Origin of the sequence: Pseudomonas putida, from assembly GCF_002906855.1 — a bacterium.
Taxonomy (GTDB): Bacteria; Pseudomonadota; Gammaproteobacteria; order Pseudomonadales; family Pseudomonadaceae; genus Aquipseudomonas; species Aquipseudomonas putida_N.
Map to the genome: position 1 here is coordinate 303,252 of NZ_MINI01000038.1, position 19,335 is coordinate 322,586.

The window sequence follows — 19,335 nt, forward strand, 5'->3', positions numbered from 1 at the left end:
CGAATTGCCAATGTCTGTTGCATGAGGGCCATTTTATAGTGAAACGGCCCCCGGGAATCAATGCGCCCGGTCGGGTAACCAATCCCCACGATGGGAAAGTGAAAAGAACAACAGCTGCAACCATCGTCGCCCGTGAGGCGCCAGCCGTATCCCCACATCGCCGCAGCAAATCATAGGATGTAAGCCATGACGTCGGTCACCCCGTGCGCCAGTACTTCCAGCGAGATGAATGACTTCCTTCAGGCCCATCCGGATACGCAGTACGTCGATCTGCTGATTTCCGACATGAACGGCGTGGTACGCGGCAAGCGCATCGAGCGCGCCAGCCTGCACAAGGTGTACGAGAAGGGTATCAACCTGCCGGCCTCGTTGTTCGCCCTCGATATCAATGGCTCGACCGTGGAAAGCACCGGCCTGGGCCTGGACATCGGTGACGCCGACCGTATCTGCTATCCGATTGCCGGTACGCTGTCCGACGAGCCGTGGCAGAAGCGCCCGACCGCGCAGCTGCTGATGACCATGCACGAACTCGACGGTGAGCCGTTCTTCGCCGACCCGCGCGAAGTGCTGCGCCAGGTGGTGAGCAAGTTCGACGCCATGGGCCTGGATATCTGCGCCGCGTTCGAGCTTGAGTTCTACCTGATCGACCAGGACAACCTCAACGGCCGCCCGCAGCCGCCCCGCTCGCCAATCTCGGGCAAGCGCCCACAGTCGACCCAGGTGTACCTGATCGACGACCTCGACGAATACGCCGACTGCCTGCAGGACATGCTCGAAGCGGCCAAGGAACAAGGCCTGCCAGCCGATGCCATCGTCAAGGAAAGTGCCCCGGCGCAGTTCGAAGTCAATCTGCACCATGTCGCCGACCCGATGAAGGCCTGCGACTATGCGATTCTGCTCAAGCGCCTGATCAAGAACGTCGCCTACGACCATGAGATGGACACCACGTTCATGGCCAAGCCCTACCCGGGCCAGGCGGGCAATGGCCTGCACGTGCACATTTCGTTGCTGGACAAGAAAACCGGCAAGAACATCTTCGCCAATGAAGACCCGCTGCAAAGCGACGCCCTGCGCCACGCCATCGGCGGTGTGCTCGAGACAATGCCGGCGTCGATGGCCTTTCTGTGCCCGAACATCAACTCCTACCGCCGCTTCGGTGCGCAGTTCTACGTACCGAACGCGCCGAGCTGGGGCCTGGACAACCGCACCGTGGCCGTGCGCGTACCGACCGACAGCAGCGATAACGTGCGCATCGAGCACCGCGTGGCCGGTGCCGATGCCAACCCGTACCTGATGCTGGCGGCCATCCTTGCCGGCATCCACCACGGCCTGACCAGCAAGATCGAGCCGGGTGCACCGATCGAAGGCAACTCCTACGAACAGCTGGAGCAGAGCCTGCCGAACAACCTGCGCGACGCCCTGCGTGCGCTGGATGACAGCGAAGTTCTCAACCAATACATCAGCCCGGACTACATCGACATCTTCGTGGCCTGCAAGGAAAGTGAGCTGGCCGAGTTCGAAGTTTCGATTTCCGACCTCGAGTACAACTGGTACCTGCACACGGTGTAAGCCCATGAGCGCAATTGCGGTCCCCTTGATCGGTATCATCGCCTGCCGCCAGCAGGTGGGGAAGAACTCGTCGCACACGGTGGGCGACAAGTACGTGGAGGCCGCCGGCTTCGCCGGATTGCCGCTGATTCTGCCGGCCCGCGACGGCGGCAGTGACACGCAGGCGCTGCTGGCCCAGCTCGACGGCATTGTTTTCACCGGCTCGCCTTCAAATATCGAGCCGCATCATTACAATGGCGCCGCCAGCGCTGAAGGGACCCGGCACGACCTTGCCCGTGACCGGCTGACCCTGCCGCTGCTGCAGGCGGCGATTGCCGCTGGCGTGCCGGTGTTCTGCATCTGCCGTGGCTTCCAGGAACTGAACGTGGCCCTGGGCGGCAGCTTGCACCAGCGTGTGCAGGAGCTGCCCGGCTACATGGACCATCGTGAACCCGAGGATGCACCCCTGGAGGTGCAATACGGCCCTCGTCATCCCGTCAGCGTTGCGCCTGGCGGGTTGTTCGAGCGCCTGGGCCTGGCTGTGCAGTTCGAGGTCAACTCGCTGCACAGCCAGGGCATCGACCGTCTGGCCCCAGGCCTGCGGGTCGAGGCACGGGCCCCGGATGGCCTGATCGAAGCAGTGTCGATGCCTGACGCGCCGGGCTTTGTACTTGGCGTGCAGTGGCACCCTGAATGGCGTTTCGCCGACAACCCGGTCTCCCGGAGCCTTTTCCAGGCGTTCCGCGAGGCCTGTATTGCCCATGCTGCACGGGAGGTCTGACAGCAGTCAGCCAAAAGTCCGGGATGACTCACCCCCGGCAGCGCGCTTTCAATGAGTGGAAGCAGGCCTTGGGAACGAGGCCTGTGAAAACAATTCCAATAGTTACGGCAAAAACTCATGAGCAATTACACAGAAGCCGGCCGCCCACCCGATGTGGCCGACTCGGGCAGCACTCAGCGCAGCAAAGGTCTGGCCAAGGGCCGACTTGGCCTGCTGGCCAGCGTGGTGCTGGGCATTTCCACCATCGCCCCGGTCTACACCCTGACCGGCGCCCTTGGCCCGACCGTACGTGAGGTCGGTGCTCATCTTCCAGCCGTGTTCATTGTCGGCTTCCTGCCGATGCTGCTGGTTGCCCTGGGCTACCGCGAGCTGAACTCGGCCGAGCCGGATAGCGGCACTTCGTTTACCTGGTCGGCCCGTGCCTTCGGCCCAATGATTGGCTGGATCGGTGGTTGGGGGCTGGTCGTTGCCACCACCATCGTGCTGTCCAACCTGGCGGGTGTTGCCGTCGACTTCTTCTATCTGTTCCTCAGTCAGATCACCGGCCACCATGAGCTGGCGGCGCTGGCCGACAACCTGTTGATCAATGTCACCACCTGTTGCGTGTTCATTGCCATGGCGGTGTGGATCTGCTGCCGCGGCATGGCCACCACCATGACCGTGCAATACGGCCTGGTGGCGCTGCAGCTGATGGTATTGCTCGGCTTTGCCTTCGCGGCCTTCGGCAGCACCACCGCGCCGCCGCCGCTGGAGTTCGATTTCGCCTGGTTCAACCCGTTCGGTGTCGAGTCGTTCTCGGCCTTCGCTGCGGGGCTGTCGCTGTCGATCTTCATTTTCTGGGGGTGGGACGTGTGCCTGACCGTCAGCGAAGAGTCGGTCGGCAGTGACGAGGTGCCGGGCAAGGCGGCCACCTGGACCGTGCTGCTGATCCTTGGCCTGTACCTGGTTACCGCCATTGCCACCCTGCAGTTCGCCGGCATCAGCGAGCAGGGCCTGGGCCTGAACAACCCGCGCATCCAGGAAAACGTGTTCGCGCACCTGGCCGGGCCGGTGATGGGGCCGTTGGCGATCCTGATGTCGATTGCGGTGCTGGCGAGTACCGCGGCGTCGCTGCAGTCGACCTTCGTTTCGCCGGCGCGCACGCTGTTGGCCATGGGTTACTACGGCGCAGTGCCGCAGAAGTTCGCCAGCGTCTGCCCGCGTTCACAAACGCCGCGTTACGCAACCATCTGCGCCGGTGTGGCGGCAGGCCTGTTCTACGTGACCATGCGCACCCTGAGCGAGAACGTGCTGGCAGACACCATCACGGCGCTGGGCATGATGATCTGCTTCTACTATTCGCTGACGGCGTTCGCCTGTGTCTGGTACTTCCGTGACAGCCTGTTCGGCAGCCTGCGGCACTTCTTCATGCGCGGCCTGTGCCCGTTGGTGGGAGGGGTGATCCTATCGGTGATCTTCGTGCGCACGGCCATCGACAGCGCCTCGCCGGACTTCGGCAGCGGCTCGCATGTGGCCGGGCTGGGGTTGGTGTTCGTGATTGCGGCGATCATTTCGGCACTGGGGATCGTGCTGATGATGATTTCGCGGATGCGTGCGCCGGCTTACTTCCTCGGGGCGACCCTGCGCCAGCAGGCTACCTTGCCACTGCAGGAATGATGCAAGGGGCCGCAAAGCGGCCCCTTTCGATTTATCAGGCGAGCAGTTCTTTAAGTAGTTCGCTGTTGCCCTGCTGCTGTTTCTTCAGCAGCAGTCGGTTGGCCACGAACACCGCTTTCAATTCGTCCAGCGCCACATCGAAGTCGTCGTTGATGATGACGTACTCATACTCGTCGTAGTGCTCCATCTCGCTGACCGCCTCCTTCATGCGCCCGGCGATGATCTCTTCGCTGTCCTGGCCACGGCCATCCAGACGCTCGCGCAGGGCCTGCTGGCTCGGCGGCAGGATGAACACCGAACGTGCCTCGGGCATCAGCTTGCGCACCTGCTGGGCGCCTTGCCAGTCAATTTCCAGGATCAGGTCGTTGCCCCGGTCCAGCACCTCTTGCAGTGCGCTGCGCGAAGTCCCGTAGAAATTGCCAAACACTTCGGCGTGTTCGAGGAAGTCACCCTTGGCGATCAGCCCCTTGAAATCGTCATGGCTGACGAAGTGGTAGTTCACGCCGTGTTCTTCGCCCGGGCGCATGGCGCGGGTGGTGTGCGAGACCGAGACGCTGACGCGCGGGTCGGCCTTGATCAGGGCGGTGACCAGGCTGGTCTTGCCGGCGCCGGACGGTGCCGAAACGATATAGAGGGTGCCGCTGCTTTGATTCATGGTCGGGGTGGCCTTACTCGATGTTCTGTACTTGTTCACGCATCTGTTCGATCAACACCTTCAGGTTGACCGCCGCTTGCGTGCTGCGTGGGTCGAAGGCCTTGGAGCCCAGGGTGTTGGCCTCTCGGTTGAGTTCCTGCATCAGGAAATCCAGGCGCCGACCGGCGGCACCGCCGGACTTGAGCACCCGGCGCACTTCGTTGACGTGAGTGCTGAGGCGGTCGAGTTCCTCGGCGACGTCGCTCTTCTGTGCCAGCAGCACCATTTCCTGTTCCAGGCGCTGCGGGTCGAGCTCGGCCTTGAGGTCGCCGAAACGGTCGATGATCTTCTGGCGCTGGGCGGCGAGCATCTGCGGCACCAGGGCGCGCAGGGTGGTGACCTCGGTGGTCATGTTGTCCAGGCGTTCGTTGATCAGCCGGGCCAGCTCCTGGCCTTCGCGCAGGCGCCCGGCCTTGAGCTCGGTCAGGGCCTCGTCGAACAGCGCCACGGCTTCGGCGTTCAGGGCCTGGGGGGCAGTGGCGTCGGCCACCAGCACGCCCGGCCAGGACAGCACTTCCAGCGGGTTGAGTGCGGCCGGCTGCTTGATCAGGCCGGCTACCTCCTCGGCGGCGGCGACCAGCTGCGCGGCGCGCTCACGGTCGACCTTGAGCGGCTTGCCGTTGCTGTCTTCGTGCAGGCGCAGAGTGCATTCGACCTTGCCGCGCGACAGACCCTGGCGCAGGCCTTCACGTACCGCGCCTTCCAGGTCGCGCAGGGCGTCCGGCAGGCGCAGGTGGGGCTCAAGGTAACGGTGGTTGACCGAGCGCAGTTCCCAGACCAGGGTGCCTTGGCTGCCTGCACGCTCGACACGAGCAAAAGCGGTCATGCTGTGCACCATGGGAAGTACCTCGCGTAAATGAATTGAAGGCGCGCGATTGTAGCGCAGTGCGCACGTGGCGCCCAATCCGCCCATGTTACAGAGCGCGTGCCAGGGAGTGGGAAAAGGCGACAGGCTGCCAAGGGCGCGACAATAGGCATGTCCTCTGGGGGCGACGGGCTCTATAATGGCGGGCAGATTCAAAGTCCCAGTACAGGTATCCCAGATGAAACGTCCAAGTGGTCGCGCCGCCGATCAGCTCCGCTCGATCCGCATCACCCGCAACTACACCAAGCACGCCGAAGGGTCGGTACTGGTCGAGTTCGGTGACACCAAGGTCATCTGCACGGTCAGCGTCGAAAACGGCGTGCCGCGCTTCCTGAAAGGCCAGGGCCAAGGTTGGCTGACCGCCGAGTACGGCATGCTGCCGCGCTCCACCGGCGAGCGTAACCAGCGCGAAGCCAGCCGTGGCAAGCAAGGTGGCCGCACCCTGGAAATCCAGCGCCTGATCGGCCGCTCGCTGCGCGCCGCCCTGGACATGAGCAAGCTCGGTGATATCACCCTGTACATCGACTGCGACGTGATCCAGGCCGATGGCGGCACCCGCACCGCTTCGATCACTGGCGCCATGGTCGCCCTGTGCGACGCCCTGGCCGTGATCAAGAAGCGCGGTGGCCTGAAGGCCGGCAACCCGCTCAAGCACATGATCGCTGCCGTGTCGGTGGGCATGTACCAAGGTGAAGCAGTACTCGACCTGGACTACCTGGAAGACTCCGCTGCAGAAACCGACCTCAACGTGGTCATGACCAGCGCCGGTGGTTTCATCGAAGTACAGGGCACTGCCGAAGGTGCGCCGTTCCAGCCTGAAGACTTCAACGCCATGCTGGCGCTGGCGCAAAAGGGCATGAGCGAAATCTTCGAACTGCAGAACGCCGCGTTGGCCGACTGACTGTTCCTGCAGACACAAAAAAGCCGACATCACTGTCGGCTTTTTTGTGTCTGAGCAGGGCTCAGATGGTCAACGTCCAGTCGTAGTCGACAATCAGCGGCGCATGCTGGGAGAAGCGCGGCTGACGCGGCAGGCGGGCATTGCGCACGAAGCGGCGCAGGCCCGGGGTGAGGATCTGGTAGTCGAACCGGTAGCCCAGGTTGAGCATCTCGGCCTGCTCGTTGTCCGGCCACCAGCTGTACTGGTCGCCTTCACGGCTGACTTCGCGCAAGGCATCGACATAGCCCATGTCGCCGGTGATCGCATCCATCCATGCCCGCTCTGGCGGCAGGAAGCCCGGCGACTGCTGGCTGTCACGCCAGTTCTTGATGTCGAGCTTCTGTTGCGCCACGTAGAACGAGCCGCAATAGATGTATTCGCGACGCTTGCGACGCTGCTTGTCCAGGTACTTGGCGAAGTCGTCCATCAACTTGAATTTCTGGTTCAAGTCTTCGTCGCCGTTCATACCCGAAGGCAGCAGCAGGCTGGCAATACTGACTTTGTCGAAATCTGCTTGCAGATAACGCCCGTAGCGGTCGGCTGTCTCGAAACCCAGGCCGGTGATGACTGCCTTGGGCTGCATGCGCGAGTACAGTGCCACGCCACCTTGGGCGGGTACCTCCGCGTCGCAGGCATAAAGGAAATAGCCATCGAGCTGGAAAGCTGGGTCGTCGAGTTCAAAGGCCGAGGCGCGGGTATCCTGAAGGCAGATGACGTCGGCATTCTGGGCTTGCAGCCAGCTGAGCAATCCACGCTCGGCTGCAGCCTGAATGCCATTCACGTTCACACTGATGATCCGCATAAATGGCCCCAAAAATCTCGTGCGTGTATGATACCCGAGCTCAACCCATTTAGCTAAATCCGTGGTGTCCGGGACCTTACATGCAGCCGTATCAGCGCGACTTCATCCGTTTTGCCATCGATCGCGGCGTGCTGCGCTTCGGTGAATTCACCCTGAAATCGGGGCGTACCAGCCCGTATTTCTTCAATGCCGGCCTGTTCAACACCGGTTCCGCCCTTGCGCAACTGGGCCGTTGCTACGCGGCAGCCATCGTCGACAGCAAGATCCCGTTCGACGTGCTGTTTGGCCCAGCCTACAAGGGTATCCCCCTGGCGGCGGCCACCGCCGTGGCCCTGGCCGATCAGCACCAGCTCGACGTGCCGTGGTGCTTCAACCGCAAGGAAGCCAAGGATCACGGCGAAGGCGGCAGCCTGGTAGGCGCGCCGCTGGCCGGTGACGTGCTGATCATCGACGACGTGATCACTGCCGGTACCGCGATTCGCGAAGTGATGCAGATCATCAACGCCCAGCAGGCCAAGGCCGCTGGCGTGCTGATCGCACTGAACCGCGAAGAGCGCGGCAATGGCGAGCTGTCGGCGATTCAGGAAGTGGAGCGTGACTTCGGTATTCCTGTAGTCAGCATCGTTTCGCTGACCCAGGTACTGGAGTTCCTGGCGGACGATCCGCAGCTCAAGCAGCATCTGCCGGCTGTCGAGGCATACCGGGCTCAGTACGGGATCTGATCCTGGCCCGGTAACGAAAAAAGGCGACCTTCGTGAGAAGGTCGCCTTTTTTGTGACGCCTGTTACGGCCTCTTCGCGGGTTATGCGTGACGCTTGCGGTTGGTGATCAGGGTGCCGACGCCGCTGTCGGTGAAGATCTCCAGCAGCACCGCGTTCGGCACGCGGCCGTCGACGATGTGCGAGCTGTTGACGCCGCCCTGGACCGCTTCCAGCGCGCACTTGATCTTTGGCAGCATGCCGCCGTAGATGGTGCCGTCGGCGATCAGTTCGTTGACCTGCTCGGTGGTCAGGCCGGTCAGGACCTGGCCCTGCTTGTCCATCAGGCCGGCGATGTTGGTCAGCAGCATCAGCTTTTCAGCCTTCAGTGCTTCGGCGACCTTGCCCGCCACCAGGTCGGCGTTGATGTTGTACGACTCACCGTTGGCGCCCACGCCGATCGGCGCGATCACCGGGATGAAGTCGCCTTTCACCAGCATGTTCAGCAGGTCGGTGTTGACGCTGACTACTTCGCCGACGTGGCCGATGTCGATGATTTCCGGCTGGGTCATCTCCGGGGTCTGGCGGCTGACGGTGAGCTTCTTCGCACGAATCAGCTCGGCGTCCTTGCCGGTCAGGCCGATGGCGCTGCCGCCATGGCGGTTGATCAGGTTGACGATGTCCTTGTTGACCTGGCCGCCGAGGACCATCTCCACCACGTCCATGGTCGCGGCGTCGGTGACGCGCATGCCATCGATGAAGTGGCTCTCGATCGACAGGCGCTTGAGCAGGTCACCGATCTGCGGGCCGCCACCGTGCACGACCACCGGGTTGATGCCCACGGCCTTCATCAGCACGATGTCCCGGGCAAAGCCGGTCTTGAGCTCCTCGCTCTCCATCGCGTTGCCGCCGTACTTGATCACCAGGGTCTTGCCGACAAAGCGGCGAATGTAAGGCAGTGCTTCGGACAAAACCTCGGCTACATGGGAAGCGGCATCGCGATCGAGGGTCATGCAGGGCTCCTGTAAGGAACAGATAGTCGGTCAGAACGGCAGTTGCAGCTCAGGGGCAACCCGCAGCAACTGGGCACGGAAAACATCTTTGATACGTTGCAACTCGGCGGCGCTTTCAGCCTCGAAACGCAGCACCAGCACCGGTGTGGTGTTGGAGGCGCGGACCAGGCCCCAGCCTTTCGGGTAGTCGACCCGCACACCGTCGATGGTGGTCAGGTTGGCTTCGCCCCAGTCGGCGTCGCGTTGCAGTGCATCAATGATGCTGAATTTACCCTCGTCGGTCACATCAATATTGATTTCTGGCGTGGAAATATCGTTCGGGAAGGCGGCGAACAGGTCTTCGGCGTTCTGCGAGGCCTTGCTGAGGATCTCCAGCAGGCGCGCTGCGCTGTAGATGCCGTCGTCGAAACCGTACCAGCGTTCCTTGATGAAGATGTGACCGCTCATCTCGCCAGCCAGCAGCGAGCCGGTCTGCTTCATCTTCTTCTTGATCAGCGAGTGGCCGGTCTTCCACATCAGGGCGCGGCCACCGTGCTGTTCGATCAGCGGGGTCAGGCGGCGGGTGCATTTGACGTCGAAGATGATCTCGGCGCCCGGGTTGCGCTCCAGCACGTCGAGGGCAAACAGCATCAGCAGGCGGTCGGGGTAGACGATGCTGCCGGTGTTGGTCACCACGCCCACGCGGTCACCGTCGCCGTCGAAGGCCAAGCCGATGTCGGCGCCGGTTTCCTTGACCTTGGCGATCAGGTCTTCGAGGTTTTCCGGCTTGCCCGGGTCCGGGTGGTGGTTGGGGAAGTTGCCGTCCACTTCGCAGAACAGCGGGATGACTTCGCAGCCCAGGGCTTCGATCAGCTGCGGCGCCACGACACCGGCGGCGCCATTGCCGCAATCCACTACGACCTTGAGCGTCTTCACAAGCTTCACGTCACCGACGATCTGCTGGAAATAGCGATCGAGGATTTCGACCTTCTGCACGCTGCCTTCGCCGCGTGGCACGTCGTTGGTCTTCAGGCGGGTCAGCAGGGCCTGGATCTGCTCGTTCGCCAAGGTGTCGCCAGCGATGACGATCTTGAAGCCGTTGTAGTCCGACGGGTTGTGGCTGCCGGTGAGCATCACGCCCGACTTGCCGGCCAATACGTTGGCGGCGTAGTACAGGGCAGGGGTCGGCACCAGGCCGACGTCGCTGACCTGGCAACCGGCATCGACCAGGCCTTGGATCAACTGCTCGACCAGCATCGGGCCGGACAGGCGGCCATCACGGCCAACGGAAATCTGTGGTTCGCCCTGGGCGATGGTCTGCGCGCCGATGGCGCGGCCGATCCAGTAGGCGGTTTCGCCGTGCAGGGTCTTGCCGACCACACCGCGGATGTCATAGGCGCGGAATATGCTTTCCGGCAGTGCCGGGACCAGGTGGGCCATGTCGTTCATCTCGGGAAACTCCATTAGTCAAAGGCTTTTCTGGGCAGGCGCAAACTGAACGCTTGGACGGTGGAATCGCCAGAGAGTTCGCCATCCTTGGCCTGAACGCTTGTTGGTCGACTCAGTGACTGCCGGAATGGCCGAAGCCGCCTGTGCCACGCTGGCTCTCGTCGAAGCTCTCGACGATGTCGAAATGCGCTTGTACCACCGGCACTAGCACCAACTGAGCGATGCGCTCGCCGACAGCGATGGTGAACGGCGTGTTGCCACGGTTCCAGCACGACACCATCAGCTCGCCCTGGTAGTCCGAGTCGATCAGGCCGACCAGGTTGCCAAGCACGATGCCATGCTTGTGGCCCAGGCCCGAGCGCGGCAGGATCATGGCCGCCAGGCCTGGGTCGCCGATGTAGATCGACAGGCCGGTCGGGATCAGCAGGGTCTGGCCCGGCTCGAGGACGGTGTCCTCTTTCAGCAGGGCGCGCAGGTCGAGGCCGGCGGAACCCGGGGTGGCGTATTGCGGCAGCGGGAATTCGCTGCCCAGGCGTGGGTCGAGAATCTTGGCTTGAAGAGCGTGCATGTAACTTATTGAACCTGATTGAGCCGTTCGGCGATGAAGGCGACCAGTTGCCGGGCGATCTTGCCTTTGCTGGTCTGCGCGAAGAGGGTCTGGTGCTGCTGGCGGTCGATCACGGTCAGGGCATTTTCCTCGCTGTTGAAGCCGATGCTGGGGTTGGCCACATCATTGGCGACGATCAGGTCGAGGTTCTTGTCCTTGAGCTTGCGCGTGGCGTAATCGAGCAAGTGTTCGGTCTCGGCGGCGAAGCCGACGCTGAACGGGCGGTCGGCACGGCCAGCGATGGTGGCAAGAATATCGGGATTGCGCACCATCTGCAGCAGCATGCCGTCGCCGGTCGTAGGATCTTTCTTGAGCTTTTGCGGGGCAACCACCTCTGGGCGGTAGTCTGCGACCGCCGCGGACGCGATGAACAGGTCGCACGGCATGGCGGCTTCACAGGCTGTGAGCATGTCCCGCGCGCTGACCACGTCGATACGCTGAACGCGGTCGGGGGTCTGCAGGTGTACAGGGCCGGTGACGAGGGTCACCCGAGCACCGGCTTCGGCGGCCGCTTCGGCCAGGGCGAAGCCCATCTTGCCGGAGCTATGATTGGTGATGTAGCGCACCGGGTCGATGTTTTCCTGGGTCGGGCCGGCGGTGATCAGCACATGCTTGCCGGTCAGCGCCTGGCGCTTGAAGCTTTCTGCGGCGCACCAGGCCAGGTCGGTGGCTTCGAGCATGCGGCCCAGGCCCACGTCGCCACAGGCCTGGCTGCCCGAGGCCGGGCCGAAGACCTGGATGCCACGGCGCTTGAGCAGTTCGAGGTTGTCTTGCGTGGCCGGGTCGCGCCACATCGCCTGGTTCATCGCCGGGGCCACGGCCACGGTGGCGTCGGTGGCCAGCACCAGAGTGGTCAGCAGATCGTCGGCCATGCCTTGGGCCATGCGCGCCATGAGGTCGGCGGTGGCCGGTGCGATCAGCACCAGGTCGGCCCACTTGGCCAGTTCGATGTGGCCCATGGCCGCTTCGGCGGCAGGGTCGAGCAGATCCATGTGCACCGGGTGGCCGGACAGCGCCTGCAGGGTCAGCGGGGTGATGAATTCGGCACCACCGCGGGTCATGACGACGCGCACCTGCGCGCCGTGCTCCAGGAGTCGGCGAATCAGTTCGGCACTTTTGTAGGCGGCAATGCCACCTCCGACGCCGAGAACGATGCGCTTGCGATACAGCCGCTGCATAGGCTTGCCTTTTTCCAGTGAGAGCGGGCGGCGACGTTTGAAAATGCCTGCGGCAGAACGTCGCATGTACGAGGCGAAATAGATTAACACAGGGCCGAAACGGGCCGCAGCAAGGGCAGGGAGCGGGGATGAATATCAGGGAGTGGCCGGCTGCAGAGCGGCCGAGGGAGAAGTTGTTGGAGCGCGGGGCGTCGGTGCTGTCGGATGCCGAATTGTTGGCCGTATTGCTGGGCTCGGGGGTTGCCGGGCGCAATGTGCTGGATCTGGCTCGAGGGATTTTGCTGCGCTTTGGCGGGCTTAGGCAGTTTCTTGAGGCAGACCGTGAGGCCGTGCTTCTCGAGCCAGGGCTGGGGCCGGTGAAATATGCGCAGCTGCAGGCCTTGCTTGAGATCGGCAGGCGTTATCTGGACGAGTCCATCGAGCGCAAGCCGGTTCTGGAGAGTCCGGCGTCAGTTCGGCGTTACCTGAAGTCCATGCTGCGTCATGAGTCCAGTGAGGTGTTTGGCTGCCTGTTTCTAGATTCCAAGCACCGGCCGCTAGCGTTCGAGATCCTGTTCAGGGGCACGATAGACCGGGCGAGCGTCTACCCGCGAGAAGTGGTGCGGCGGGCGCTGCAACACAATGCGGCGGCGCTGATCCTGTGTCACAACCATCCTTCGGGCAACAGCGAGCCGAGTCAGGATGATGTGCACCTGACACTGTCGCTGAGGCGGGGGTTGGGGTTGATTGATGTACGGGTGCTGGACCATATCATCATTGGCGACGGTGAGCCGCTGTCGATGGTCGAGCAGGGGTGGATTGTGGCTTAGAACCTTCTACAGCCTGTGCCGGCCTCTTCGCGGGTCAAGCCCGCTCCTACAAGTTGAACTGCGCCCCATTTGTTGGACAGTCTGTGATTAGGCTGCTGCAGCCTGACTCCTGTATGCCACGGGAGTCAGGCCGCCCAGCCCCATCTTGATTCGATCCAGAAAGGCATGGATGGCTGAAAGTTTGAACTGCTTGGTGTGCTTGCTCACGTAAAACGCCCCTGAGGTTGGATTTTTTGTCCAACATCAGGGGCGCAGTTCAAGTGCCGCGATTCCTGTAGGAGCGGGCTTGTCCCGCGAAAGGGCCGGTGCAGGTTTAGCGAGTAGCCGAGACCTTGCTGAAGTCCAGCCGCCCGAACGGGCTCACCTGATACCCCTCGACCCCTTGGCGCAACAGCGTCGCCGCCGTCGGATGCGCCAGCGGCACCCACAGCGCCTGCTGCTGAATCAGGGTTTGTGCCTGCTGGTACAGCCGGCTGCGCACGCTCTGGTCAGTGGTGGTGCGCCCGGCACTGATCAGCTGGTCCAGGCGGTCATCGCAGAACCGTGCGAAGTTGGTCCCCGACTTTACCGCCGCGCAGGAAAACTGCGGGCTGAGGAAATTGTCCGGATCGCCGTTGTCACCGGCCCAGCCCATGAACAGCAGGTCATGCTCACCCGCCTTGGCCCGGCGGATCAGCTCGCCCCACTCGATCACGCGGATTTCCGCCTTGATGCCGATCTTCGCCAGGTCGGCCTGAAGCATCTGTGCCCCCAGGCTCGGATTGGGGTTGAGCAGGCTACCCGACGGACGGGTCCAGATGGTCGTGCTGAAACCATCGGCCAGGCCTGCCTTGGCCAGTAATGCCTTGGCCTTGGTCAGGTCCAGCGGGTAGCCGGGCAAGTCCTTGGCGTAGCTCCAGGTGGTGGGCGGGTAGGGGCCGTTGGCGGCGGTGGCGGTGTCTTCGAACACTGCCTTGAGGTAGGCCTGCTTGTCGAAGGCCAGGTTGATCGCCTGGCGTACTTCAGGCTTGTCCAGCGGCGCGTGTTCGCTGTTGATGGCGACAAAGGCGGTCATGAACGCCGGCGTGGTGGCGACCTTGAGATTTCCGTCCTTGCCGGCTTCCGTGATGTCCACCGGCTTGGGCGACAGGGCCACCTGGCATTCGTTGCGCTTGAGCTTCTGCAGGCGCACGTTGGCGTCGGTAGTGATGGCGAAGATCAGCGGGTCGACCGCAGGCTTGCCGTCGAAGTAATCCGGGTTGGCGCGATATCGCACCACTGCGTCTTTCTGGAAGCGCTGGAAGACGAACGGACCGGTGCCGATAGGCTGGCTGTTGAGCTTCTCCGGGGTGCCGTCCTTCATCAGCTTGTCGGCATACTCGGCCGAGTAGATCGAGGCAAAGCCCATACTCAGGGTGGCCAGGAAGGTGGCATCGGCGTGGGTCAGGGTGAAGCGCACGGAGTTCGGCTCGGGCGCCTCGATAGTCTTTATCAAGCTGCCCAGTTGCAGCGACTGGGCATGCGGGTAACCGCCCGGCGCGGTCTTGTGCCAGGCGTGGGCGGGGTAGAGCATGCGCTGGAAACTGAACAGCACGTCGTCGGCGTTCAGTTCGCGGGTGGGTTTGAAGTACGGCGTGGTATGGAACTTCACCCCGTCGCGCAGCTTGAAGTCGTACGTCAGGCCATCGGCCGACACCGTCCAGCTCTGTGCCAGGCTGGGCACCACCTTGCCCTGGCCCACGTCAAACTCGACCAGGCGGTTCATCAGCACGTCGGCCGAGGCGTTGGTGGTGGTCAGCGAGTTGTACTGGACCACGTCGAAGCCTTCAGGGCTGGCCTCGGTGCAGATGCTCAGCGGCGTGGCCTGGGCAACGCCCGCGGCGATCAGGGAGGTGAACAATAAGGAAAGGGCGGCAGCACGCATCGTGGCTCCTTGGCTGGTCAGTGGCCCATCTGCCGGCGCAGTCTGGAAAAGTCCTACCCTAGTGCGCGTTTTCGGAAATGACCACCTTCTTTTTCAGTCGCTTGGCGACGAGCGGTCGACAGCGCGGCGGGCGAGTCGCTATGCTGCTCGCGCGCTATTTGCAGCACACGAATGCTCATCTTCTGTTGTTGCGGCGTAGTCTTTCTGGTATAAAGCAGCGCTCTTTTCTAGGGGCTCGGCCTGTCGCATCAGCGGATCCGGTCGATAAGACCTCCAGAATCACGGCGCCTGGCGCCAAAGACTGAGAGATTAAGCGGCCAACCCATGCCGGGTTGGGCATGTGGTTTTAGAGGGCTGAGTCATGTCGAGAGTCTGTCAAGTTACTGGTAAGGGTCCAGTAACCGGGAACAACATTTCCCACGCAAACAACAAAACCCGTCGTCGTTTCCTGCCGAACCTGCAGCACCACCGTTTCTGGGTTGAATCCGAGAAGCGTTTCGTGCGTCTGCGCGTATCCGCCAAAGGCATGCGTATCATCGACAAGCGCGGCATCGACGCCGTTCTGGTTGATATCCGTAAAGCTGGCGCCAAGGTTTAAGGGAGAACATCATGCGTGAATTGATCCGTCTGGTTTCGAGTGCCGGTACCGGCCACTTCTACACCACCGACAAGAACAAGCGCACCACCCCGGACAAAATCGAGATCAAGAAATACGATCCGGTTGTTCGCAAGCACGTGGTGTACAAGGAAGCCAAGATCAAGTAATTGATCGGCGACCTGAAAAAAACCCGCATCCGAAAGGACGCGGGTTTTTTTATGCCTGCGGCAAGATCAATTGAAGCTGAAGCCCTGGATCAGCTGGTTGGCATCGGTGCGGATGTGAATCCGGTTGATGTCGTATTCTTTTGTACTCATTTCGTTAGGCCCTACGACGCGAGGGCGGCCAGTGATTTCGGTGATGGTGCTTTTCACCGACGGCTCGTAGGGCGTACCGACCAGGTGGGAGAGAGCTTGCAACACTTCGTCGTTGTTCATGATGAGCTTCCTTTTGCGTGAGAATGGCCCGATGCGGGCGGGATCATCCTCACGCAGCCGATGAAGGCGTCGGCGTTACATAATTACTTCTGCTCGAACATCACATAGATCTTGCGGCAAGGCTCCAGCACTTCCCAGGTGCCCTTGAAGCCTGCCGGGATGACAAACCGATCACCGGCACGCAGGGTCTTGGCCCCACCTTCCTGGTCGCGCAGCACCGACACACCCTGCACGATCTCGCAATATTCATGCTCGGTGTAGCTCACCGTCCATTGCCCCACCTCACCTTCCCAGACACCTGCGGCAAACTGCCCGCATGGGCTGGAATAGTGGTTGTAGACAGCCTGGTCCGGCTCGCCCTTGAGAATTTTTTCCGCCGCAGGGCGGTAGCGTTCGGCCTCGGTGAGAACCTGGGCGAAGTCGATGATGCTGTCGATGCTCATGGTGCGGCTCCTTTTGTTGTTTAATAAAATGCACATCAGTAGGCTTTTAGGCTGTTCGTGTCAAATATATTGATACTTTACCCCGCCTGGTTTAGGGTATCGCTTGCCCGTGTGCGCTCGTCGCCCGGCCAGCATTCTGACAACGCCAGTGAGTCCTCAGTGCGGCGTTGCACCTAAACAAGAGGAGGAGTTTCGTATGACCACCCTGACTCGTGCGGACTGGGAACAACGTGCCCAGCAACTGAAGATCGAAGGCCGCGCCTTCATCAACGGCGAATACACCGACGCCGCATCCGGTGAAACATTCGACTGCCTGAGCCCGGTCGACGGACGCTTCCTGGCCAAGGTTGCCAGCTGCGACCTGGCCGACGCCAACCGCGCCGTGGAAAATGCACGCGCCACTTTCAATTCCGGCGTCTGGTCGCAACTGGCCCCAGCCAAGCGCAAGGCCAAGCTGATCCGCTTTGCCGACCTGCTGCGCAAGAACGTCGAAGAGCTGGCGCTGCTGGAAACCCTGGACATGGGCAAGCCGATCGGCGACTCCTCCAGCATCGACGTGCCGGGCGCGGCGCAAGCCATTCACTGGACCGCCGAAGCCATCGACAAAGTCTACGACGAAGTCGCCCCTACGCCACACGACCAGCTTGGCCTGGTGACCCGTGAGCCGGTGGGTGTGGTCGGTGCCATCGTGCCGTGGAACTTCCCGCTGCTGATGGCCTGCTGGAAAATCGCTCCGGCCCTGGCTACCGGTAACTCGCTGGTGCTCAAGCCGTCCGAGAAATCCCCGCTGACCGCCATCCGCATCGCCCAGCTGGCCATCGAAGCCGGTATCCCGGCTGGCGTGCTGAACGTGCTGCCAGGCTATGGCCACACCGTGGGCAAGGCCCTGGCCCTGCACATGGACGTCGACACCCTGGTGTTCACCGGTTCGACCAAGATCGCCAAGCAGCTGATGGTCTACGCTGGCGAGTCGAACATGAAGCGCATCTGGCTGGAAGCCGGCGGCAAGAGCCCGAACATCGTCTTCGCCGACGCCCCGGACCTGCAAGCCGCCGCTGAAGCTGCGGCCAGCGCCATCGCCTTCAACCAGGGCGAAGTCTGCACCGCTGGTTCCCGTCTGCTGGTCGAGCGTTCGATCAAGGACAAGTTCCTGCCAATGGTGGTCGAGGCCCTCAAAGGCTGGAAGCCAGGCAACCCGCTGGACCCACAGACTACCGTCGGTGCCCTGGTCGACACCCAGCAGATGAACACCGTGCTGTCGTACATCGACGCCGGCCACAAGGACGGCGCCAAGCTGCTGGCCGGCGGCAAGCGCACCCTGGAAGAAACCGGTGGCACCTACGTCGAGCCAACCATCTTCGACGGCGTGACCAACGCCATGAAGATCGCCCAGGAAGAAATCTTCGGCCCAGTGCTGTCGGTGATCGCCTTCGACACCGCCGAAGAAGCCATCGCCATCGCCAACGACACCCCGTATGGCCTGGCCGCTGGCATCTGGACCTCGGACATCTCCAAGGCCCACAAGACCGCCCGTGCCGTGCGCGCTGGCAGCGTCTGGGTCAACCAGTACGACGGCGGCGACATGACCGCGCCGTTCGGTGGCTTCAAGCAGTCGGGCAACGGCCGCGACAAGTCGCTGCATGCACTGGAGAAGTACACCGAGCTGAAGGCGACCTGGATCAAGCTGTAATTCCAGTGGGGGCCGCCTAGCGGCCCCAACAATGGCCGGGGCGGCTCATACCGCCCCGGCTTCGTCGTTTCTGCCATTCAAGAATTCTGCCTGGGAGGCTGCAATGCGTTGGGGAACCTATTTTGCCGTGCTGGCGTCGGTGCTCAGTGTCGGGCTCGCGCTCGGTGTGAGCATGCCGCTGGTGTCTCTGCGCCTTGAGGCTTGGGGCTACGGTGGGTTCGCCATCGGCGTGATGGCGGCCATGCCGGCGCTGGGCGTGCTGCTCGGGGCCAGCTTGGCCAGCCGCCTGGCCGGCTGGGTCGGCGTGCCCTCGGCGATGCGCCTGTGCCTTTGGGGTGGGGCGCTGTCCATTGGCCTGGTGGCGCTGCTCCCAAGCTACCCGTTGTGGCTGGCCCTGCGCCTGCTCATAGGCATGTCGCTGACCGTGGTGTTCATCCTTGGCGAGAGCTGGATCAACCAGTTGGTGGTCGAACAATGGCGCGGTCGCCTGGTGGCGCTGTACGGCAGCAGCTACGCCCTGAGCCAGCTGGCCGGGCCGTTGGTGCTGGGTTTCCTCGGTTCCGGCGATGACTTCGGTTTCTGGGCCGCGACCGGGCTGTTGCTGCTGGCACCCTTGCTGCTGCTCGGGCGTGGTGGCGCACCCAGCACCGAAGCCTGCAGCGTGACCTTCGGCGACCTGTTCGCCTTCTGCCGCCGCTTGCCGGTGATTGCCTGGGCTGTCGCCCTGTTTGCCGCCTTCGAGGCGATGATTCTTACCTTGCTGCCGGTGTATTGCCTGGAGCAGGGCTTCAGCACCGAGGTCGCCCTGTTCATGGTCAGCACCGTGGTGGTGGGCGATGCGGTGCTGCAGTTGCCGATCGGCGCCTTGGCCGACCACATGTCGCGGCAGGCTCTGTTCACCGGCTGTGCGGTGACCTTGATGGTTTCCAGCCTGGCGATTCCGTTGTTGTTGGACACACCCGCGATCTGGCCCCTGTGGGTGCTGTTCGGTGCCAGTGCCGGTGGTTTGTTCACCTTGTCGCTGATATTGATCGGCGAGCGCTATCGCGATGACGCCCTGGTGCGGGCCAATGCTCATGTGGCGCAGCTATGGGGTATCGGTTGCCTGCTCGGGCCGTTGCTGGCCGGCGCGGGGAGCCAGTGGATCAGCGGGCATGCGCTGCTGTGGCTGATGGCTGCGGGGGCAGCCGGCCTGGTGGTGCTGACCCGCAGGCGCGGAGCATTCGAGCCTGCCTCGGCCTGAGC

The 19,335-nt window shown here is 62.6% G+C and carries 19 protein-coding genes and 1 pseudogene; 10 read left to right on the top strand and 10 right to left on the bottom strand.

Annotation, left to right across the window (positions count from 1 at the left end; genetic code table 11):
* The first annotated feature begins 186 nt into the window (after positions 1–186).
* From BGP85_RS13890 to BGP85_RS13900, 3 genes are all read left to right on the top strand, one after another.
* Positions 187–1,569, top strand: a complete 1,383-nt coding sequence (locus BGP85_RS13890; protein WP_103448470.1) for a glutamine synthetase family protein — start codon at positions 187–189, stop codon at positions 1,567–1,569.
* A gap of 4 nt (positions 1,570–1,573) precedes the next feature.
* Positions 1,574–2,329 carry a gamma-glutamyl-gamma-aminobutyrate hydrolase family protein gene (locus BGP85_RS13895; RefSeq protein ID WP_103448471.1) on the top strand — a complete coding sequence of 252 codons (756 nt, stop codon included), beginning with the start codon at positions 1,574–1,576 and terminating at the stop codon, positions 2,327–2,329.
* Positions 2,330–2,446: 117 nt separating this feature from the next.
* Complete coding sequence (locus BGP85_RS13900; RefSeq protein ID WP_103448472.1) at positions 2,447–3,985, top strand: APC family permease; 1,539 nt, start codon at positions 2,447–2,449, stop codon at positions 3,983–3,985.
* 34 nt (positions 3,986–4,019) lie between these two features.
* On the opposite strand, the gene gmk is transcribed toward BGP85_RS13900, so the two are convergent.
* A complete protein-coding gene (gene gmk / locus BGP85_RS13905) occupies positions 4,020–4,640 on the bottom strand; it encodes a guanylate kinase (protein ID WP_103448473.1) in 621 nt (206 codons plus the stop codon).
* A 13-nt stretch (positions 4,641–4,653) separates the two neighbouring features.
* Positions 4,654–5,517 (bottom strand): YicC/YloC family endoribonuclease, encoded by an 864-nt coding sequence (locus BGP85_RS13910; RefSeq protein ID WP_103448474.1) that lies wholly within the window; start codon positions 5,515–5,517, stop codon positions 4,654–4,656.
* Between the two features lie 205 nt (positions 5,518–5,722).
* Here BGP85_RS13910 and rph point away from each other — a divergent pair, with 205 nt between their 5' ends.
* A complete protein-coding gene (rph, locus tag BGP85_RS13915; RefSeq protein WP_103448475.1) occupies positions 5,723–6,445 on the top strand; it encodes a ribonuclease PH in 723 nt (240 codons plus the stop codon).
* A gap of 61 nt (positions 6,446–6,506) precedes the next feature.
* Here the strand turns inward: rph and BGP85_RS13920 are convergent, their stop codons facing one another.
* A complete protein-coding gene (locus BGP85_RS13920) occupies positions 6,507–7,286 on the bottom strand; it encodes an exodeoxyribonuclease III (RefSeq protein ID WP_008091582.1) in 780 nt (259 codons plus the stop codon).
* Positions 7,287–7,366: 80 nt separating this feature from the next.
* On the opposite strand from BGP85_RS13920, the gene pyrE reads away from it, so the two are divergent.
* Positions 7,367–8,008, top strand: a complete 642-nt coding sequence (gene pyrE / locus BGP85_RS13925) for an orotate phosphoribosyltransferase (RefSeq protein ID WP_103448476.1) — start codon at positions 7,367–7,369, stop codon at positions 8,006–8,008.
* Positions 8,009–8,088: 80 nt separating this feature from the next.
* On the opposite strand, the gene argB is transcribed toward pyrE, so the two are convergent.
* The 4 genes and pseudogenes from argB to coaBC form a co-directional block, all read right to left on the bottom strand.
* The gene (gene argB / locus BGP85_RS13930) at positions 8,089–8,997 is read right to left on the bottom strand and encodes an acetylglutamate kinase (protein WP_103448477.1); all 909 of its coding nucleotides are present in this window, start codon (positions 8,995–8,997) and stop codon (positions 8,089–8,091) included.
* 30 nt (positions 8,998–9,027) lie between these two features.
* Positions 9,028–10,401, bottom strand: a pseudogene (locus tag BGP85_RS13935) (phosphomannomutase/phosphoglucomutase); the annotation flags it as partial.
* A 136-nt stretch (positions 10,402–10,537) separates the two neighbouring features.
* Complete coding sequence (dut, locus tag BGP85_RS13940; protein WP_103448479.1) at positions 10,538–10,993, bottom strand: dUTP diphosphatase; 456 nt, start codon at positions 10,991–10,993, stop codon at positions 10,538–10,540.
* A gap of 5 nt (positions 10,994–10,998) precedes the next feature.
* Positions 10,999–12,210: a bifunctional phosphopantothenoylcysteine decarboxylase/phosphopantothenate--cysteine ligase CoaBC gene (gene coaBC, locus BGP85_RS13945; RefSeq protein WP_103448480.1), complete on the bottom strand. Its 1,212-nt coding sequence runs from the start codon at positions 12,208–12,210 to the stop codon at positions 10,999–11,001.
* A gap of 128 nt (positions 12,211–12,338) precedes the next feature.
* Between coaBC and radC the strand changes: the two genes are divergently transcribed.
* A complete protein-coding gene (radC, locus tag BGP85_RS13950; protein WP_103448481.1) occupies positions 12,339–13,019 on the top strand; it encodes a RadC family protein in 681 nt (226 codons plus the stop codon).
* 313 nt (positions 13,020–13,332) lie between these two features.
* Here radC and BGP85_RS13955 read toward each other — a convergent pair whose 3' ends face one another.
* Positions 13,333–14,922 carry an ABC transporter substrate-binding protein gene (locus BGP85_RS13955; RefSeq protein WP_103448482.1) on the bottom strand — a complete coding sequence of 530 codons (1,590 nt, stop codon included), beginning with the start codon at positions 14,920–14,922 and terminating at the stop codon, positions 13,333–13,335.
* 361 nt (positions 14,923–15,283) lie between these two features.
* Between BGP85_RS13955 and rpmB the strand changes: the two genes are divergently transcribed.
* Both rpmB and rpmG read left to right on the top strand, forming a co-directional pair.
* Positions 15,284–15,520: a 50S ribosomal protein L28 gene (gene rpmB, locus BGP85_RS13960; protein WP_003253504.1), complete on the top strand. Its 237-nt coding sequence runs from the start codon at positions 15,284–15,286 to the stop codon at positions 15,518–15,520.
* A gap of 11 nt (positions 15,521–15,531) precedes the next feature.
* Positions 15,532–15,687 (top strand): 50S ribosomal protein L33, encoded by a 156-nt coding sequence (rpmG, locus tag BGP85_RS13965; RefSeq protein ID WP_003253507.1) that lies wholly within the window; start codon positions 15,532–15,534, stop codon positions 15,685–15,687.
* 66 nt (positions 15,688–15,753) lie between these two features.
* On the opposite strand, the gene BGP85_RS13970 is transcribed toward rpmG, so the two are convergent.
* Both BGP85_RS13970 and BGP85_RS13975 read right to left on the bottom strand, forming a co-directional pair.
* The gene (locus BGP85_RS13970; RefSeq protein ID WP_103448483.1) at positions 15,754–15,957 is read right to left on the bottom strand and encodes a hypothetical protein; all 204 of its coding nucleotides are present in this window, start codon (positions 15,955–15,957) and stop codon (positions 15,754–15,756) included.
* 83 nt (positions 15,958–16,040) lie between these two features.
* Complete coding sequence (locus BGP85_RS13975) at positions 16,041–16,400, bottom strand: cupin domain-containing protein (protein ID WP_103448484.1); 360 nt, start codon at positions 16,398–16,400, stop codon at positions 16,041–16,043.
* Positions 16,401–16,596: 196 nt separating this feature from the next.
* On the opposite strand from BGP85_RS13975, the gene BGP85_RS13980 reads away from it, so the two are divergent.
* Together BGP85_RS13980 and BGP85_RS13985 are read left to right on the top strand one after the other, a co-directional pair.
* Positions 16,597–18,090, top strand: coding sequence for an aldehyde dehydrogenase (locus tag BGP85_RS13980; RefSeq protein ID WP_103448485.1), 1,494 nt, complete (start codon positions 16,597–16,599; stop codon positions 18,088–18,090).
* Positions 18,091–18,193: 103 nt separating this feature from the next.
* Positions 18,194–19,333 (top strand): MFS transporter, encoded by a 1,140-nt coding sequence (locus BGP85_RS13985; RefSeq protein ID WP_103448486.1) that lies wholly within the window; start codon positions 18,194–18,196, stop codon positions 19,331–19,333.
* Positions 19,334–19,335 lie beyond the last annotated feature (2 nt).

Excerpts from the sequence above, each read along its gene's own strand:
- rpmG (WP_003253507.1), top strand. The coding sequence starts at position 15,532 with ATGCGTGAATTGATCCGTCTGGTTTCGAGTGCCGGTACCGGCCACTTC.
- BGP85_RS13895 (WP_103448471.1), top strand. The coding sequence starts at position 1,574 with ATGAGCGCAATTGCGGTCCCCTTGATCGGTATCATCGCCTGCCGCCAG.
- BGP85_RS13970 (WP_103448483.1), bottom strand. The coding sequence starts at position 15,957 with ATGAACAACGACGAAGTGTTGCAAGCTCTCTCCCACCTGGTCGGTACG.
- BGP85_RS13955 (WP_103448482.1), bottom strand. The coding sequence starts at position 14,922 with ATGCGTGCTGCCGCCCTTTCCTTATTGTTCACCTCCCTGATCGCCGCG.
- rpmB (WP_003253504.1), top strand. The coding sequence starts at position 15,284 with ATGTCGAGAGTCTGTCAAGTTACTGGTAAGGGTCCAGTAACCGGGAAC.
- BGP85_RS13985 (WP_103448486.1), top strand. The coding sequence starts at position 18,194 with ATGCGTTGGGGAACCTATTTTGCCGTGCTGGCGTCGGTGCTCAGTGTC.
- BGP85_RS13910 (WP_103448474.1), bottom strand. The coding sequence starts at position 5,517 with ATGGTGCACAGCATGACCGCTTTTGCTCGTGTCGAGCGTGCAGGCAGC.
- dut (WP_103448479.1), bottom strand. The coding sequence starts at position 10,993 with ATGCACGCTCTTCAAGCCAAGATTCTCGACCCACGCCTGGGCAGCGAA.
- BGP85_RS13900 (WP_103448472.1), top strand. The coding sequence starts at position 2,447 with ATGAGCAATTACACAGAAGCCGGCCGCCCACCCGATGTGGCCGACTCG.
- radC (WP_103448481.1), top strand. The coding sequence starts at position 12,339 with ATGAATATCAGGGAGTGGCCGGCTGCAGAGCGGCCGAGGGAGAAGTTG.
- argB (WP_103448477.1), bottom strand. The coding sequence starts at position 8,997 with ATGACCCTCGATCGCGATGCCGCTTCCCATGTAGCCGAGGTTTTGTCC.
- BGP85_RS13975 (WP_103448484.1), bottom strand. The coding sequence starts at position 16,400 with ATGAGCATCGACAGCATCATCGACTTCGCCCAGGTTCTCACCGAGGCC.
- BGP85_RS13980 (WP_103448485.1), top strand. The coding sequence starts at position 16,597 with ATGACCACCCTGACTCGTGCGGACTGGGAACAACGTGCCCAGCAACTG.
- BGP85_RS13890 (WP_103448470.1), top strand. The coding sequence starts at position 187 with ATGACGTCGGTCACCCCGTGCGCCAGTACTTCCAGCGAGATGAATGAC.
- coaBC (WP_103448480.1), bottom strand. The coding sequence starts at position 12,210 with ATGCAGCGGCTGTATCGCAAGCGCATCGTTCTCGGCGTCGGAGGTGGC.
- pyrE (WP_103448476.1), top strand. The coding sequence starts at position 7,367 with ATGCAGCCGTATCAGCGCGACTTCATCCGTTTTGCCATCGATCGCGGC.
- rph (WP_103448475.1), top strand. The coding sequence starts at position 5,723 with ATGAAACGTCCAAGTGGTCGCGCCGCCGATCAGCTCCGCTCGATCCGC.
- BGP85_RS13920 (WP_008091582.1), bottom strand. The coding sequence starts at position 7,286 with ATGCGGATCATCAGTGTGAACGTGAATGGCATTCAGGCTGCAGCCGAG.
- gmk (WP_103448473.1), bottom strand. The coding sequence starts at position 4,640 with ATGAATCAAAGCAGCGGCACCCTCTATATCGTTTCGGCACCGTCCGGC.